The sequence below is a fragment of the Pseudoalteromonas sp. G5_S1_54_S4 genome, from assembly GCF_054968565.1.
Map to the genome: position 1 here is coordinate 17,408 of NZ_JBQKUL010000044.1, position 16,806 is coordinate 34,213.

Genomic DNA, 16,806 nt, shown 5'->3' on the forward strand with positions numbered 1-16,806 from the left:
TTATAAAAACGCACAGTGACTAAAGTGAGTCCTGTGCGTTTAAAAAATCAGCTAGCTACTGGCTAACATGCTGATTTATTAACGCCAATACCTCCTTTGCGCTACCGCTTAAATTGAAAATATCTTACACTGGCCTTTATCTCAAGTAAGGCTGGTATCGTATGCTCAATATTATTCAATCAAACCGTATGGAAGCCCTGCAAGCGCAGTTTCATCAACTGTTAAAGGTAAACCCGTTGCAAAGCCCATTTGATAAAGAAGTGGTGTTAGTGCAATCGCCGGGTATGTCGCAGTGGCTAAAAATTGGTTTAAGTGAAAATTTAGGCGTGGCTGCGCAGGTAGACTTTCCGCTGCCGTCGAGCTTTATTTGGCAGTTGTACCAGCAACTATTGCCAAACGTGCCTAAAGAGTCGGCGTTTAATAAACCGAACCTTGCTTGGAAACTGTTTGCAATTTTACCTACTTGTATTGACGAGCCACTGTATTTACCCCTAAAAACCTATTTAGAGGGGGATATTGACGGCCAAAAAACCTTTGCCCTATGTGAAAAAATAGCCGATGTGTACGACCAATATTTAATGTATCGCCCCCATTGGATAGCCACTTGGGATAGCGGTGTTGATACGCTTGACGATGTAGATATCAGTATTGCTCCTTGGCAACCCGATTTGTGGCGCCGCCTTGTCAAATTAAGTAAAACACTTGGGCAAAGCCAATTTCACCGTGCCAACATGCAAGGACAATTACTCAGCGCCCTTGAGAGTATGGATGGCAGCTTATTGCCAAAGCGTATTAGCCTATTTGGTATATCTGCGATTGCCAGCTCACAGCTTGACGTGTTTGAAGCCTTGAGTAAAAAAACCGAGGTGTTTTTATTCTTTTTTAACCCCAGCGAGCATTATTGGGGCGATATAATCGATGAAAAAACAGCGGCTAAAATAAACGCTAAATACGCCAAAATGCCGCTGGTGGAAGCGCAGCAAAAAAAGCAAACGAATCCCGATGAAGAATACTATTTTATTGGTAATCCGTTGTTGTCGTCGTGGGGTAAACTCGGCCGCGATTATTTTGAGCAACTGGTGCAGCTTGATGCCCGTTGGATTGATGGTTTTATTGATGCGTTTGACGATACCTTACTTGGGCAAGTGCAAAGCGAAATTTACCAACTTGCCTTTAAAGGTGAATCGCTTACCGATAACAAAGAATGGTTTATAAATGATGAGGGTAAACTGCCCATAAGTGCAAATGATACCAGCATTACGTTAAGTGACTGCCACACGCCATTAAGGGAAGTCGAGCGCCTGCACGACTACTTACTCAATTTGTTTAATCAAAACCCAACGCTTACCCCCAAAGACATCATCGTCATGATGCCTGATGTAGGTACTTATAGCCCTTACATTGAGGCCGTTTTTGGTGGTGCGCAGGGCAGCCGATTTATACCATACGCCCTTGCCGATTTAGCCATAGAGCAAGAAAAACCAGTACTGAGCTCGTTTGCCAGTTTAGCTAATTTACCGTTTTCGCGCTTTGGCGTGTCGGATATTCTTGATTTATTACAGGTTACGCAAATTGCCGAAAAATTTGGCCTAGAAGCCCATGAATACGAGCAAATACATTATTGGCTTGAGCGAGTAGGGGTAAAGTGGGGCATAAACGCTGAGCATAAACAAAGCTTTGATTTACCCGCCATTGATTTAAATACCTGGCAACATGGCTTGAACCGTTTATTACTGGGGATTGCCATGCGCGACGAACAGTGCCCATTTAATGGTATTTACAGCGCCGATGAAGTAGAAGGTATGGCGCTTGATACTCTCAATAAGCTGGTGCATTTTATTGATGTGCTTCAAGACTTTAAAGCGAAACTCACCCCTGATGATACGCTTACTAATAAAGCCCATATATTAAGTGAGCTACTCAATGCTGTGTATGAGAGCGAAAACGATGATAGCTGGGATTTATTCGTGCTGCAAAAGGTGCTCGAAGACATTGCGAAGCACCACGACAACGGCGACTACAGTAAAGCCGTTTCGCAGCGCATAGTGAGCTATCTAATCAAGCAAGGTATACAAGAAAAAGGTGTAGGTCAGCGCTTTTTAGTAGGACAAGTGAACTTTTGTACGTTAATGCCAATGCGCGCCGTGCCGTTTAAGGTGGTGTGTATGCTAGGCTTGAACGATGCCGATTACCCACGTACCGTGCAGCCTATCGGTTTTGACTTAGTACCTTATTCTAAAAAGCAAAAAGGTGACCGTTCACGAAAACTCGATGACCGTTACCTCTTTTTAGAAGCACTTCTCAGTGCCCGAGATAATTTATATATGAGCTACATTGGTCGATCATGTTTTGACAACCAGCCGCGCATGCCATCAACACTTGTCAGTGAATTGTTAGAATACATAGGTCGCAGTTTTAAACTTAGCGAACCCAGTGATAAACCCTTGCCAGATTGCCTTATTAGCCAACAACATTTACAACCTTTTAATAGTCAGTATTATTTGCCAGCTAGCGCTGAACAGGCAGGGCTTAACAACCACAGCTATAATCCAATTTGGCTGCCTAGCGAGGCTATTGAGCCAAAAGCAATCACTGCGCTTGATGTAACACCCCCAGAGCTACTTGATCTTGATGTGTTTATTCGTAGTGTATGCCATGCCCAAGAGAGCTTTTATCAACAAAGTTTAGGGTTACGCTTGCCGCAATTTAACGATATAGCGAAAGACGAAGAACCGTTTAGCCTAGATGCGCTGCGCCGTTATTTTTACCTTGACGAAATACTTGAAGCAAACATTAACAATACGCCGCTCAGTACCGAGCAAATCCTGCAGCGCGGTGAGTTGCCCCAAGCCAATGTTGGTAGCTTAATTTATGAGGGTATGCAGCACCGAGTTGATGCGCTTGCAGGGCAAGTAAAAGAGCAAATAAAAGCCGGTAAAAGCGAACCGATAGAAGTGTTACTTGCGCTTGAAAATACCACCATTGAAGGCTGGCTTAACCATGTGTATATGCAAAAACAAGTGTTTTACCGCAGTGCCAGTATTAAAGCCAAAGATTTAATAAAAGGCTTTCTTTATCACCTGGCAGCTCAAAGCATAGAACAAGAGGTTGAAACCTTATTACTGGGTTTAGATAAACAAATTAGCTTTGCCCCTATGAGTAAAGCCAATGCCGACTTGCTGCTTGCAGATTGGTTTGAACTATACAAAGCATTGCGAAACGCGCCGGTGGCGTTTTTTCCGGTGAGTGGTTACGAATATGTGAAAAGCGGTGGCGATATGGCAAAAGCTAACAGTAAATTTAGCCCACAGTATATTGGCCGAGGTGAAGGGGAAAACCCTTATATTCGTCTCACGGTGCAATCGCTCAATGATTGCCAAGAGGAGTTTATACAATGGAGCGAAAAATTACTCGCCCCGTTATTTGAGCACGCCAAGGAGAGTGACTATGCAAGCGCTTAACCCACTCACTATGCCATTAAAGGGCCAAAGCTTAATTGAAGCCAGTGCTGGCACAGGTAAAACCTACACGATCACGGGTTTGTATTTACGCTATTTATTAGGCATGCAAATACCCGGTGAGCTGAGCACGCCATTGAGTGTTGAGCAAATTTTGGTGGTAACCTTTACCGATGCCGCTACCCAAGAAATTAAAGACCGCGTACGTAGCCGTATTATTGCCGCGCGTGATGCGTTACTAGGGCAAGTACCCAATGATGAGCTAATTGAAGGCGTAATCGCGGGTGTTGATGACAAGCACCGTGCGTTTGACTTACTCGATGCAGCAGCTAAATCAATGGATGAGGCGGCTATTTTTACCATTCATGGTTTTTGTCAGCGGATGCTAAAACAACATGCGTTTGAGTCGGGGGTCGCATTTAACTTAGAGTTTATTTTAGATGAGCGCGAGATACTGCTTGAGACCATAAAAGATTTTTGGCGCGCGTTTGTCTACCCGCTTAATAAGCAAAAAACAAATGCGATTTTAGAGGTGTTTGCCGCACCCGAATCATTATTTAGCCAAGTAAGCAGTATTTTAAATAAAGCCAACGCCGAAATAACACCGCAAGTAAATTTAGAGGATGTGTGGCAAGCCCGAGATGAATACTTGGAGCTTGTACCCGCCTTTAAAAAAGCGTGCCTAGAGCAAGAGTTTATTGGTGCTGTGAAAGCATCCGATTTAAGTGGCTCAAAAACACCCGGGCGAAAAGGCAGTTTAGCGGCGCTTGAAGCATTTTGCTTAGGCAATGATGACTTTTTTGAATTTGGTACTAACAAATATTCGTTTGAGGTATGGAGCAGCGAGAATTTAAGTAATACCGCTAATTATAAAAAAAATGGCACATTACTGACTCATCCACTTATTAGCCAATTCGATACCTTAGCCGCACTTAACAATACCATTAAACAAGGGCTAAAAATTGCGATAGTGCAATATGCGGCAAGTTGGGTAAAAGCGGCCATAGTTAAGCGCAAACAAGAGCAAAGCGTGATCACCCCTGATGACCTACTCACTAATTTACATACGGCCCTTAATAGTGAGCAGGGTGACGTATTGTCGCAAAAAATTGCGCAGTTATTTCCGGTGGCAATGATTGATGAGTTTCAAGACACCGACCCTATTCAGTACGGTATTTTTAGTAAAATTTATGCTCAAAGCAATACCACTTTAGCCATGATAGGCGATCCCAAACAAGCTATTTATGGCTTTAGGGGCGCAGATATATTCACCTACATTGGTGCCAAAGAGGCCGTAGAGCAGTCGCAACAATTTACCCTAGGCACTAATTTTCGCTCCAGCAGCGATATCGTCAACAGCGTAAATAGCTTGTTTAGTAAATACGACAACAGCTTTATTTATAACGATGCCATTCCTTTTAATAAAGTGAAAGCCAAGGGTAAAAAAGCCGAAGATACATTTTTAATTGCTGGCAAACCGGCCATCGCCTTTGAGTTTAATGTGTTTGTAGATGAAGCCGGCGATGAAAAAGGCAAACCGACCAGTAAAGGCTTAGGGCAAGCTCATTTAGCCACCCATTTTGCCAATAAAATTGTTACTTTACTTGAGCAGGCAAACCAAGGAATAGCCTGTATTGGCAGTACGCCGGTAAGCGCTGCTGATATTTGTATTTTGGTGCGCGACCGCGTTGAAGCGCAAATAATGAAGCAGGCCTTGAGCAAAGCCAATATTGCCAGCGTGTATTTGTCTCGTGATAGTGTATTTAGCCAAGAGCTAAGTCACCATTTACTCAACTTTTTAACCGCATTGCACGGCCAGTACGACGAGTCGCTACTACGTGGTGTACTCGCAGGGCCATTATTCTGTTTAAGTTATAACGATATTTTTGCTTTGGCCGATGATGAAAATGCATGGCAAGAACACTTAAACTTTTTTGCCCAACTTAGCCATATTTGGCACAAGCAAGGGGCTATGGCCATGCTTGAGCGCTTACTGAGTCATAATCAACTCAGTGCCAAATGGCAAGGCTTGGGCTATAACGTAGAACGTTGGCTTACCGACTTTAGACACCTTGGCGAAATACTGCAGCAAAAACAAATAGAGCTTGAAGGGACACTTCGTTTGTTGCGTTGGTTTGCGCAAAAGGTGAGCCAACAAGATGGCGAAACTGTGCAAGTACGTTTAGAGAGCGACGCAAATTTGGTTAAAATTGTCACTATGCATGCCTCAAAGGGGCTTGAATATCCATTGGTATTTATGCCCTTTGCCAGTGGCTATCGTGAAACTAAAGACGCGCTTTATCACCATAACGGCAAGTTAATTTTTGATTTAAGTAAAGACGAAGACGCCTTGCAACAAGCAGAGCAAGAGCGCCTAGCCGAAGATTTACGCCTATTGTATGTCGCACTGACCCGTGCAGTGCATTTTTGTGCCTTGGGTGTATATAATATCGGGCAAGGGCAAAGTAGCCGCTTAGCGATTCAAAGTAGTGCGCTTGGGCATGTGTTGTTCTCAGGGTTAGCGTTAACCAGCAGCCAAACATGGCGCACTCATTTAAGTGAGTTTTGTGATGCCAATGATTCGATGGAATATCTGCAATTTACCTCGGGTGAATTACTCGAGCAGGGCATACTTCGCTTTAATAATGAACACGTTGAAAAGCAGGCGTTGAGTATTAATACTGTAACCACGCAGATTGAACGCGATTGGCGGGCAACCAGTTTTAGTGCCTTGAGCTTTAAAAAGCATACTGACCAACTGGCACCTGGGCGCAGCGATGAAGATCATCAAAAAGATGAGTTTGCGGTGCAACAAGATGAACTTCTCTCACCGTATAGTTTTCCAAAAGGTGCAAAACCAGGAAGTTGCTTACACGAAATATTCGAGCAACTTGATTTTACCAGCCCGCTTGTTCACCCCTCAAATCCAGAGCAAAACTTATCGGCAGTAATTAAACGTGCCTTTGAAAAATACCATATTGATGAGCAATGGCAGCAAATTACCGAGCAATGGATACTCGATGCGCTTAATTGCCCGTTAAATAGTGAAAACAATTTAAGCTTGAGTCAATTATCACCGAGTGATTGTCTTGTTGAAATGGAGTTTAACTTACCGCTTGCTAGCCTAAGTGCGCCTAAACTCAACGAAATGCTGATTAAACACTTTGGTTTTAGCCAAAGCAAACTTGAATTTGCCCATGTAAAAGGCTTATTAAAAGGCTTTATAGATTTAATTTTTTGCTACCAAGGCAAGTATTATATTTTAGATTATAAATCGAATTATTTGGGCAGTATCCCCGCAGATTATGAGCCAGAGCAGCTTGAGCAAGCCATGACCAGCCACCAATATCATTTACAGTATTTAATTTATACCGTAGCGCTGCATCGATTACTTAAACAACGTATCCCTGACTATGCCATAGAGACGCATTTAGGCGGCGTGTATTATACTTTTTTACGCGGTATGCCAGCGGGTGAAGGAGTGTACTTTAAACAGTTAAGTGCAGAGCAAGTTATTATTCTAGATGGTTTGTTTAGCCAAGGAGCGATGCTATGAGTGGTTTAAACCAACAACCTGGTTTGTTTGATGACGTTGACGACGCGCCTGTTGATGAGTCGGCGTTACTCAATGAACAACCAGCGGACTCTGTAACTCAAACACCGAAAGTTGTGCCGCTGCTTAGCTATTTAACTGAGCAGCATCGCGTACGTGTTGTGGATGTAAAGCTGGCCGAATTACTCAGTGGTAACAATACTGAGCATGATTATGACGAATTATTTTATATTATTTTAATGCTGTGTTTATCACAGCAAAGCCAGCATAGTTGTTTAACTCTAACAGAGGTTGATTGGGCTAATCCGTTTAATTTACGCCAAAGCGACTTTACTAAAATAGAAGGCACCGTACCTGACACTCTCACCCCATTTAGTGACGATTTTACGACTGAGGCAGCAATAAGTTACTTACACGCGCATCACAGTGTGGGGGATCACAAGCCGCTGCAATTGTTTAATCAGCGGTTGTATTTTTCCCGTTTAGCAGGGTATGAGCAAACCTTAGCGCAGCGATTACTGGCAATGAGTGAGCGACAACTCAATATTGATGATGCAGTACTTGCTCAGTTATTAACACGCTACTTTCCTGATGATCCAACGCTTGATATTGATTGGCAAAAGGTCGCTTGTGCCATTGCTGCAACAAAGGGCTTTAGTGTGATCACAGGCGGGCCTGGCACAGGTAAAACCACCACGGTGACAAAGCTGTTAGCCATTTTACAGTCGTTATATCAGGCTGCACCATTGAGCATAAAATTAGTGGCACCGACCGGTAAAGCAGCGGCGCGATTAACAGAGTCAATTTTAGGGGCTAAAAATAAGCTCACAGAAATACCGGCTGATATTAATGCGTTGATCCCGCAAAGTGCGCAAACCATTCATCGTTTGTTGGGAGTTAAGCCATTTACTAATAAATTCAGGCACGATAAAAGCAATCCGTTGCATGTTGATGTATTGATTATTGATGAGGCCAGTATGGTCGATTTATCGCTCATGGCTAAATTAATTGAGGCCTTGCCAGCGCATGCCCGATTGATTTTACTCGGCGATAAAGACCAACTCGCCTCGGTTGATACCGGCAGTGTAATGAGTGATTTATGCCAAGGTTTAGTGCTTGGGCAAACACCGCAATATTCAAAAGCACGCTGTGAGCAATTAAATAAGGTGTGTTTTAATGGCGCAGCTAAACTTGGCGCGCAAACTCAGAGTGAGTTTAAACTAGCTGATTGCATTGCCTTTTTACAACATAGTTATCGCTTTGATGCCAAAAGTGGCATAGGCCAATTGGCTTTGGCTGTTAATACCAATGATCGGGGTATTTTAAATTATGTTGAACAACACAGTACGCAAGGGCATTTTAGCGATGTTATTTTAGACTACGATTTTGTCTCTACACCGATTGAAAAGCTTATAAACAGCGCGGCAAGTCACTACGGTGATTATTTAACACTGATTGCCCAAGGAGCTAGTGTTGCCAAAGTGCATGAGGCTTTTGCCCGCTATCAATTACTTGCCGCGGTGCGTGAAGGCGATTACGGCGTTAATAGTTTAAATCAACGTATTGAGCGGGTATTGCAACAGCAAGGGTTAATTAGTGTTAACCCTAATCAGCGGCATTACACGGGTATGCCTATTATGATTAGCCAAAACGATTATCAACTTAAACTTTTTAACGGCGATATAGGTATTTTAATGCCTGATGACAGTAGCCAACTCAAAGCACTGTTTATTGATGAGCAGGGTAATGAACGTGCATTTTCACCTGCACGACTCCCAGCGCACGATAAAGTGTATGTTATGACCATTCATAAATCGCAAGGCTCAGAGTTTAGTTACACTGCTATGGTATTGCCACCACTTAAACAAGCGAGCGTCGGTATTAACCGGCAATTAGTGTATACCGGTATTACCCGTGCAAAGCAGACCTTTGAGCTGGTAGCAGATAAAAAAGTGCTGCAACTGGCGATGGGTAAAAGTGTGTCACGGGCATCAGGACTCTATGAGCGATTAGTGTAACGCAATGCTTATACTAATCGTTTATTTTTGGTGTTCTTTTTCTAAATAGATTGGGCTGCCAGCCAAAATGGAGCGCGCCCAATCTTAAAAAAACACTGACTAACAGCGAACCAAGAATGCACCATAAATAAGGGGCTTCTAACAAAAATAGCGCGGCATAGGTCAAGCCTCCTGCAAAACAGGCGGTGGAGTAGAGCTCTTCTCGCATCACCAACGGCACTTCTCGACAGATCACGTCGCGTATTAAGCCACCAAATATCCCCGTAGTCATGCCCATTGTAAGTGCAACCATCATGGTGGTGCCTTCAATTAATGCTTTTTCGATACCGACCACATTAAAAATAGCCATACCAATTGCATCAACCAACAACATGTAATAGTTAGACACATCGGGTAAGTGGCGAATAAACATAACAGTGACAAAAATAGCGCCATAGGTGACATATAAATAATCGGGGTTGGCTATCCAAAAAACGGGTTGGTTAAGAAGTATGTCTCTGAGCGTGCCACCGCCAAGCGCAGTGACTGATCCAACAACCACCACTCCAAATCCGCCAATATCTTTATCATGGCCTAATAACGCACCTGAAATTGCAAAAAAAGCCACACCAATTAGGCTTAAAAAATTAAAATATTCTGCTGTCATTAAGGTGTCCTTACCTGATTGAGAATTTATATAATTAAAGGTAAGCGAAAGGGGATTTATATTAGCTGAATAACACTAGGGTCTGTTTACCTTTCAAGGTTGAATTTGCAGCAGTCTGCTTGGTATTAAAGCAAGGCAGAGCCTGTGTGGTGTGGTTATTCCCCATAAATAGGCGATAACGCAGCATCAATGCCAAACAGGCGCTGCCCGAAGGGTTCTGCCTAGGGGCGATTTACTCTTTGTTGCCTACATGGATGTAGGTAAGGGGCGTGAGCAGGACGCGGAAGCTTTGCTCGGTTTTTACTTAGTCCACTAGGTTACAAGCCTCGCGCCGTGATTAAAGCGCCCCTAGCTTGAACAAATATTAATCCGCAAAGGTCAACAGACCCTAGCTTTACAAGCACAAGGTTATTACCCCTGTGCTTGTTACGTTGAGTTGTTATTGTAAGTAGTCAACAACCAGTTGAGATAATGATTCTACGCCGAGTTGTAAGGCGCTTTCGTCAACATAAAACTGAGGTGAATGATTACTTGCTGCCGTTTTAGCGTTTTGAGCTTTTGGAGTGACGCCTAAAAAGTAAAATAGCCCAGGGGTTTCAAGCGCATAATAACTAAAGTCTTCTGCGCCGGTAATTAAATCGGTGGTAATAATGTTGTCAGCACCAGCAATACGGGCAAGCGTTGGGGTCATTTTTTGGGTGAGTGCTACATTGTTTACTGTGACAGGGTAGCCGTGATCTATATGCACATCGGCTTTAGCACCAGCGGATTCGGCAACCAACTCAGCGGTTTTAGCTAAACGTTTTTTAATATCGGCGCGCATAGTTTGATCAAAGGTTCTAATGGTACCAATCAGCTCTACATTATCAGGGATTATATTTGAGCGTATGCCGCCATTAATTGCGCCAAACGAAATGACAGAAGGCGCTTTGGTTACATCAACTTGGCGAGAGGCGATAGTTTGGGTTGCCATTATAATTTGCGATGAAGCAACAATTGGGTCTACGCCATTCCATGGACGTGAACCATGAGTTTGACGCCCCGTTACGTTAATTGTGAAAGAATCTTCACTGGCCATTAGTGGCCCTTCACGAAAGCCAATTTGCCCTGTATTGAGTGAGCTGGTGACATGTAAACCAAACACGGCCTCAGGTTTTTGCTTAAATAAGCCTTCTTTTAACATCAGCTCAGCGCCACCTTCTTCGCCCTCGGGGGCACCTTCTTCAGCCGGTTGAAATACAAACAGTACTTCGCCCGCTAACTGATCTTTTATTTTTACCAGTGACTCTGCCACGGCCATTAAAATAGCAACATGAGTGTCGTGCCCGCAGGCATGCATAACGCCTACTTCATTGCCACGATAGGTTGATGTTTGTTTAGAGGCAAAGGGTAAATCAACTTCTTCGGTAACCGGTAAAGCATCCATATCAGCACGCAATGCGATTAGAGGGCCTTTTTTACCGCCACTTAATTTAGCCACAACACCGGTATGAGCAACGCCCGTTTGCACTTCAAGACCTAGTGATTTTAAATGTTCAGTAATGTACTTGGCGGTTTCAAATTCGCGATTACTCAGCTCTGGATATTGATGTAAGTGACGACGCCATGTAATGACTTTTTCACTCACACTTTGTGTTGCTTGTTCAAGTTGGGTGTTAACACTCGCGGCAAAACTAGGGGCGGAAATGGCGGTTAATAAAAAGCCACCACATATTATTTTTTTTATCATTATGATTCCTTGGTTGTTCGTATGTAACTAACTTACGCTATTACGCTGATAAAAAGTAGTGCCGTGCGATAGTTAACAAAAAAGTTCACGGTGTTTTCAATGGCGGTTTATAAAGCCCATAAACTGTTCCAAATAGCACAATAGTTTAGCGCTTTTGTCGTATTTTAACGCAGATATTTAGCCTTAACAGCGAAAATGATAACAAAATGTTGCATTTTTTAACTTTGTTCCCAATACTGGTCAATGCGTTGCTTTTACCATGCACCGACAACAGCGTGTAACAAGCTAAGCATAATAAAAATATTGAATCAGTTAAGGATTAATATGAACAACACACACATATTTAAACGCGTCTCTTTATTTGCAGCAGCATTAAGCCTGCTAATGAGTTTTTCTGCGCTCAGTAAAGAGTATAAAGTAATTTTAATTCATGGTTTGCAGGTATCACAACTTACCAATAGAGCAGCCAGTGATGTGGTAAACGATGGACAAAGCTATTGGCAGTCTTATTGGGTGAACCGCGCAGATGAGCGCATCGATTGGCCTGCATATGAACGAATAGAAGGAAAAATCACCACCGATTGGGTATGGCCTAAACTACAGCAAATTTCTCGCTCAAATCTATGCGAGCTAGGCTGTGTATTTGTGACTCATTCAACCGGTGACTTAGTTGCCCGATATATTATAGATAACCAAGAAAACTGGCTTGAAAATGCCGGATTACAGCCGCTTAATATTATTGCCACCTTTGATTTAGCCGGTGCTGGTGGCGGCAGTGAATTGGCCGACTTAGCGGTGAGTACATTAACAGGCGCATCGTGGAATTTTGCTGTAGATGCCGCGCTAACGTGGTGGTTAGGCAGTGAAGTTAATGAGGCGGTAGGCGTATTGCACGATTTAAAAGTAAATAATGCACGCAGAATTGCGCCATTACCTGATGCACGCACACCTCGTTTACGTTTTGTAGCCGATGGTAATGCTTACTTAGGTTTAACGGCTGGATTTTTACGCGGTAATGACGACTCGGTAGTGGCTACTCACTCATCATGTGGTGCAAGCTCGGTAAACTCATTTGGTAGCTGTAGCACCAATATTGACACTAATGGGCGTTTAAAATCGCAAGGTGATGCTGTTAATAGCTTCATGCCATACCATTATCCATTAATGATGACTAACAGTTACAGCCATAACGAAATTCAACAAGCGCAGCACCAAGGTAATGTAACGGTGGCAATGAATAATATTAGCGTGGCTGGCGATACATTAGGATATGAAACTGTCGATGAAACTACCGGTAGTTGGTTTTGGAAAAAACAATACCGTTATGTAAAAGACTCTGATAATTTGAGTGCTTCAACGCTCATATATAGTGTGATCCCATAAAGGTGATTGTGCGTGCGGCTTTATATGCTGCACGCTTTTGATACCAATTCGCTTTATGCAGTTATTTATTTTTAGGTAAGAAAACCTGAATGCAAACAGCAACAGGTTATCGCTCTAACAATGATTAACTGCTAGGGTCTGTTGACTTTTGCGGATTACAATTTGTTCAAACTAGGGGCGGTTTAATCGTGGCGCGAGGTTTGTAACCTAGTGGGCTCGATAACTGCTCCTGCGTTATTCTACTGGCTTACATCCATGTAAGAATAAGTCAAAACCGAGCAACAAAGAGTAAATCGCCCCTAGGCAGAACCCGAAGGGCTGCGCCTGTTTGGTATTGATGCTGCGTTATCGCCTATTTATGGGGAATAACCACACCACATAGGCTCTGCCTTGCCTAAATACCAAACAGACTGCTGCAAATTCAACCTTGAAAGGTCAACAGACCCTAGTATTTATAGGATAAATAACAATGAAAAAATCCTACGTTATTGTTTTAGTAATAATAGTTACCGGCTTGATGTGGTTTTTAGGTAAAGGCAATGCTAGTTATTCAGCTTCGCAAACAACAGCTAAAGAGCATAAAAAAACACCTGAATTTGTTGCTATGCCGGTAAAAAAAGAGGCATCAGCAGTTAAATCAAGCATAAAAAAAATGCCTAAAGAGCAGCATGAGTTTAATGAAGATATAGCTAAAGCAGCATCGGCGGTGGCGCAGCAATATCAACAAAACTTAGTATTCCCGCCTTATTCGCAACCTTTAACGGTATATGATGAAGACCGGCTAAAGCCAAATCAGTTTTTCCCGGTTACTAGCCCAGTAGGAGAGCAAGGCGGGGAGTTAACAGTGAGCTTGTCTCAATATCGGTATGTGTATCCACAAGCTATAGAGCTAACCGTAAGCGCCCCAAATTTAGGTAAGGCGGTAGTAACACTCAGTAATACAGACACCAAAAAGTCGCTAAAAACGCAAAGTGGTGTGGCTCGTCAAAACGAGCTGGCAATGACATTTAAAGGTGAAGAAGACTATCCACGTAATTTACAATTATTAGTTGAAGCCGATATCGCGGGTAAAATAGTCCCGGTGGTGGCACAAATACACTATATGCCGCCTAGTGCAACCTTAACTGGTTTTGAAAACGCCTATCCACGTAATGAAAACATGATAGTACCGGCCAATTTAACAGTTATAAAAAGTGGCTTATACCGTTTAAGAGCTAACTTATACAGTGGAACTTCGCCATTAGCACATTTAGTTGCTAAAGCACGTTTAAATGAGGGCAGTCAGCAAATTGACTTTAAAGCGCATTGGTCTGTTTTGCCCAAGCAAACGAATGACTTACGGTTAAGCGATTTTGTTGTTGAGCGTATGTCGCCAAGCCCAGGTGAGCTTAACAGTTTTGGTGAAAGTGAAATTAGCGAGTTTACTATTGAAGATTTTGCTTACGACAGCTTACAACAGTTGCCTTATCAGGCAAACAAACAAGAAATGCAGAGTTTAGAGTTTTTACAAGGATTAGCTGCTGGTCAGTAGCAGCATAGAACAAAGTGAAGGGTTTGCATTACTGCAAACCCTTAAAAATTAGCTTAAATTAATTGTAACCACGTCGGCTTGGTTTGTTTCATCTTGTTCATGATTAATTGGCGCTTTTGGAATATCTGGCTTATCGAGCGCGATATCGCCCCCATCAATAACGTCACCCGTTTGCAAGTTGGTAAAATCAAATAATTGATTATCAGCTAAGTGTGAAGGCACAACGTTTTGCATGGCGGTGAAAATACTCTCTATACGGCCTGGGTGCTCTTTATTCCATTGCTCTAGCATATTTTTAGTGTGTTTACGCTGTAAGTTTTCTTGTGAGCCACATAAATTACACGGAATAATAGGGTAGCCTTGGCTGAACGCATATTTGCTTATATCGGCTTCTTTACAATATGCCAGTGGGCGAATAACCATATGCTCACCGTTATCGCTCATTAGTTTAGCCGGCATACTTTTTAGTTTTCCGCCATAAAACATATTTAAAAACAAGGTTTCTATCATATCATCGCGGTGATGACCCAGTGCAATTTTAGTCGCACCTAACTCTTTAGCAGTGCGATATAAAATACCGCGGCGCAAGCGAGAGCAAAGCGAGCAGGTTGTTTTACCCTCAGGAATAATATCAGTTACAATACTGTAGGTATCTTCTTCTACAATTTTGTATTCAATATTTAAATTATCAAGATACTCAGGAAGCACATGCTCAGGAAAACCAGGTTGTTTTTGGTCGAGATTTACTGCAAATAAATCAAACTTGATAGGTGCAACACGTTGTAAATGTTGCAACATGTCGAGCATAGTGTAACTGTCTTTGCCACCCGATAAGCACACCATAATACGGTCACCTTCTTCAATCATGTTAAAGTCCATGACAGCTTGACCTGTGAGGCGGCGTAAACGCTTTTGAAGCTTATTTAAGTTGTATTGAGCTTTGGCTTGAGCAGAATGAGACACTATGCCCCCTTATAAAATAGTACGGCAAAATTAATTGCTAAAAATAAAGGGGCGTATTATAAGTCATATGTAATATGGGAGCTACTGCAAACGCTAACTTTCTGCAAGCGGGCTTACGTACCCATCAGGTTTAAGTGCAAGTACATCACAATCAAGGCTGTCAATAACATGCTCAGCAGTGTTGCCTACTAAGGCAGCGCTTAAGCCAGTCCGTCCGACCGTGCCAATAACCACTAATTCGCTGTTTAAGCGTTTTGCAACATCCGGTATCACATCTTCTGGTAATCCCTCTTCAATAAAGCATTGTTCAGAGGTTAGGTTAAACTCACTAGCGAGTTCATTGGTTGATTCAATATGATGTTTTTTAACTGATTCGTTATATAACCCTGGGTTAAACTCAGGGATCTCTATGGCTATATTAACCGGTGTAGCAGGGTATGCATTGACTAAGTTAAGTTTAGCATTAGCCAGTTCACATAAAAATTGTGCATCTTTAATTATGCGTTTATTCAGTGACAGGTGCTGATCATTTTCACTGACTGCATTAACAGCCGCTAAAATATTCCCATGTGCTGGCCACGCCATATCTTTTACAAATAATACAGGGGTTGGGCATTTTCTGACTAAGTGCCAGTCTGTTGGCGTGAAAATAACCGCTTTAAGAGCACCATGCTGATGAGTACCTTTGATCACTAGGTCATATTTATCATTAATAACGGTATTAATAATGGCTTCGTAAGGGCGGTTATGCCAAATGACTTGGGTATTAATATTAATGTTTTGATAAGGAGAGACAAGATCTTTTAACCATAGTTCGCGATCTTTTAACACCGCTTTACGCATTGCTTCACGTTCATCACCAGAGAGCATAGTAGTCATTTCGTAAGAGAAATCGTACACCGTCATAAAGGCGGTAATGCTAGCCCCTGATTTTTTGGCTAAATCTATTGAACGCGCGAGGGCATTTTGATCGTCTTTAGTTGGGTCAATAACCGCGATAATACGTTTAATCGTTTCCATTGTGCTACTCCATTCACTTAACAGTTATACCTTGAGTGTAACGCAAATACACAACAGTTAAAGGGGTAGCACTAATATTCTTGTTCTATATCAAGAAATAAAGCTTCTCTAATTTTGAAACCCTTACCCTGCATTAACGTGTGTAGAGCTTTACAAAATTTAATTATTTTCAGGCTTTATTAAAGTGTTGTCTTCCACAGTGAATCCACTCGTTTTTTTCACAAAGTCTACTTCGGGTAGTAAGTTATAAACATTATCTTTGATTGTAGAAAATAGATAACTCTTTCCACCTCGAGTAAATAAATTAATAAGATACCAATATTTTTTTTCAGGATAAACAGTCATATCAACGTCAATAAAGTGATTGTTATTGATATAAATGCCTCTTACGTATTTGTCATCAATTAGCTCGCCGGTTACATCTGACTGTATTCTAATGCCTCCCTTAGAACGTAAAACTGTGTTGTGAGTAAAATAAATACTTCCCCAATTAAAAGGCTCCGTC

9 protein-coding genes and 1 pseudogene are annotated in these 16,806 nt (G+C 42.3%); 5 read left to right on the forward strand and 5 right to left on the reverse strand.

From position 1 onward, the window contains the following. Window positions 1-161 precede the first annotated feature (161 nt). From recC to recD, 3 genes are read left to right on the forward strand one after another with little or no spacing between them, the layout of a single operon-like run. On the forward strand, window positions 162-3,461 hold the full coding sequence (gene recC / locus ACTRWE_RS15175) for an exodeoxyribonuclease V subunit gamma (protein ID WP_462880258.1): 3,300 nt from the start codon (window positions 162-164) through the stop codon (window positions 3,459-3,461). Then, window positions 3,448-7,014, forward strand: coding sequence for an exodeoxyribonuclease V subunit beta (gene recB / locus ACTRWE_RS15180; RefSeq protein WP_462880259.1), 3,567 nt, complete (start codon window positions 3,448-3,450; stop codon window positions 7,012-7,014). Before recC ends, recB begins: the two co-directional genes overlap by 14 nt. Beyond that, window positions 7,011-9,029, forward strand: a complete 2,019-nt coding sequence (gene recD / locus ACTRWE_RS15185) for an exodeoxyribonuclease V subunit alpha (protein WP_462880260.1) — start codon at window positions 7,011-7,013, stop codon at window positions 9,027-9,029. The genes recB and recD overlap by 4 nt, the downstream gene beginning before the upstream one ends. Window positions 9,030-9,042: 13 nt before the next feature. On the opposite strand, the gene ACTRWE_RS15190 is transcribed toward recD, so the two are convergent. Both ACTRWE_RS15190 and ACTRWE_RS15195 read right to left on the reverse strand, forming a co-directional pair. Then, on the reverse strand, window positions 9,043-9,675 hold the full coding sequence (locus ACTRWE_RS15190; protein WP_462880261.1) for a trimeric intracellular cation channel family protein: 633 nt from the start codon (window positions 9,673-9,675) through the stop codon (window positions 9,043-9,045). A gap of 439 nt (window positions 9,676-10,114) precedes the next feature. Then, window positions 10,115-11,404 (reverse strand): amidohydrolase, encoded by a 1,290-nt coding sequence (locus tag ACTRWE_RS15195; RefSeq protein ID WP_462880262.1) that lies wholly within the window; start codon window positions 11,402-11,404, stop codon window positions 10,115-10,117. A gap of 324 nt (window positions 11,405-11,728) precedes the next feature. Here ACTRWE_RS15195 and ACTRWE_RS15200 point away from each other — a divergent pair, with 324 nt between their 5' ends. Together ACTRWE_RS15200 and ACTRWE_RS15205 are read left to right on the forward strand one after the other, a co-directional pair. Further along, on the forward strand, window positions 11,729-12,787 hold the full coding sequence (locus tag ACTRWE_RS15200; RefSeq protein ID WP_462880263.1) for a hypothetical protein: 1,059 nt from the start codon (window positions 11,729-11,731) through the stop codon (window positions 12,785-12,787). Window positions 12,788-13,256: 469 nt separating this feature from the next. Beyond that, window positions 13,257-14,318: a hypothetical protein gene (locus ACTRWE_RS15205; protein WP_462880264.1), complete on the forward strand. Its 1,062-nt coding sequence runs from the start codon at window positions 13,257-13,259 to the stop codon at window positions 14,316-14,318. Between the two features lie 48 nt (window positions 14,319-14,366). On the opposite strand, the gene ttcA is transcribed toward ACTRWE_RS15205, so the two are convergent. The 3 genes and pseudogenes from ttcA to ACTRWE_RS15220 form a co-directional block, all read right to left on the reverse strand. Next, complete coding sequence (gene ttcA / locus ACTRWE_RS15210; RefSeq protein WP_076920801.1) at window positions 14,367-15,281, reverse strand: tRNA 2-thiocytidine(32) synthetase TtcA; 915 nt, start codon at window positions 15,279-15,281, stop codon at window positions 14,367-14,369. Window positions 15,282-15,374: 93 nt separating this feature from the next. Next, window positions 15,375-16,301: a universal stress protein UspE gene (gene uspE / locus ACTRWE_RS15215; protein WP_069439304.1), complete on the reverse strand. Its 927-nt coding sequence runs from the start codon at window positions 16,299-16,301 to the stop codon at window positions 15,375-15,377. Between the two features lie 159 nt (window positions 16,302-16,460). Further along, window positions 16,461-16,806: pseudogene (locus ACTRWE_RS15220) on the reverse strand (hypothetical protein); the annotation flags it as partial.

Bases quoted from the DNA above. Each gene is read 5' to 3' on its own strand.
- recC (WP_462880258.1), top strand. From the start codon at position 162: ATGCTCAATATTATTCAATCAAACCGTATGGAAGCCCTGCAAGCGCAG.
- recB (WP_462880259.1), top strand. From the start codon at position 3,448: ATGCAAGCGCTTAACCCACTCACTATGCCATTAAAGGGCCAAAGCTTA.
- recD (WP_462880260.1), top strand. From the start codon at position 7,011: ATGAGTGGTTTAAACCAACAACCTGGTTTGTTTGATGACGTTGACGAC.
- ACTRWE_RS15190 (WP_462880261.1), bottom strand. From the start codon at position 9,675: ATGACAGCAGAATATTTTAATTTTTTAAGCCTAATTGGTGTGGCTTTT.
- ACTRWE_RS15195 (WP_462880262.1), bottom strand. From the start codon at position 11,404: ATGATAAAAAAAATAATATGTGGTGGCTTTTTATTAACCGCCATTTCC.
- ACTRWE_RS15200 (WP_462880263.1), top strand. From the start codon at position 11,729: ATGAACAACACACACATATTTAAACGCGTCTCTTTATTTGCAGCAGCA.
- ACTRWE_RS15205 (WP_462880264.1), top strand. From the start codon at position 13,257: ATGAAAAAATCCTACGTTATTGTTTTAGTAATAATAGTTACCGGCTTG.
- uspE (WP_069439304.1), bottom strand. From the start codon at position 16,301: ATGGAAACGATTAAACGTATTATCGCGGTTATTGACCCAACTAAAGAC.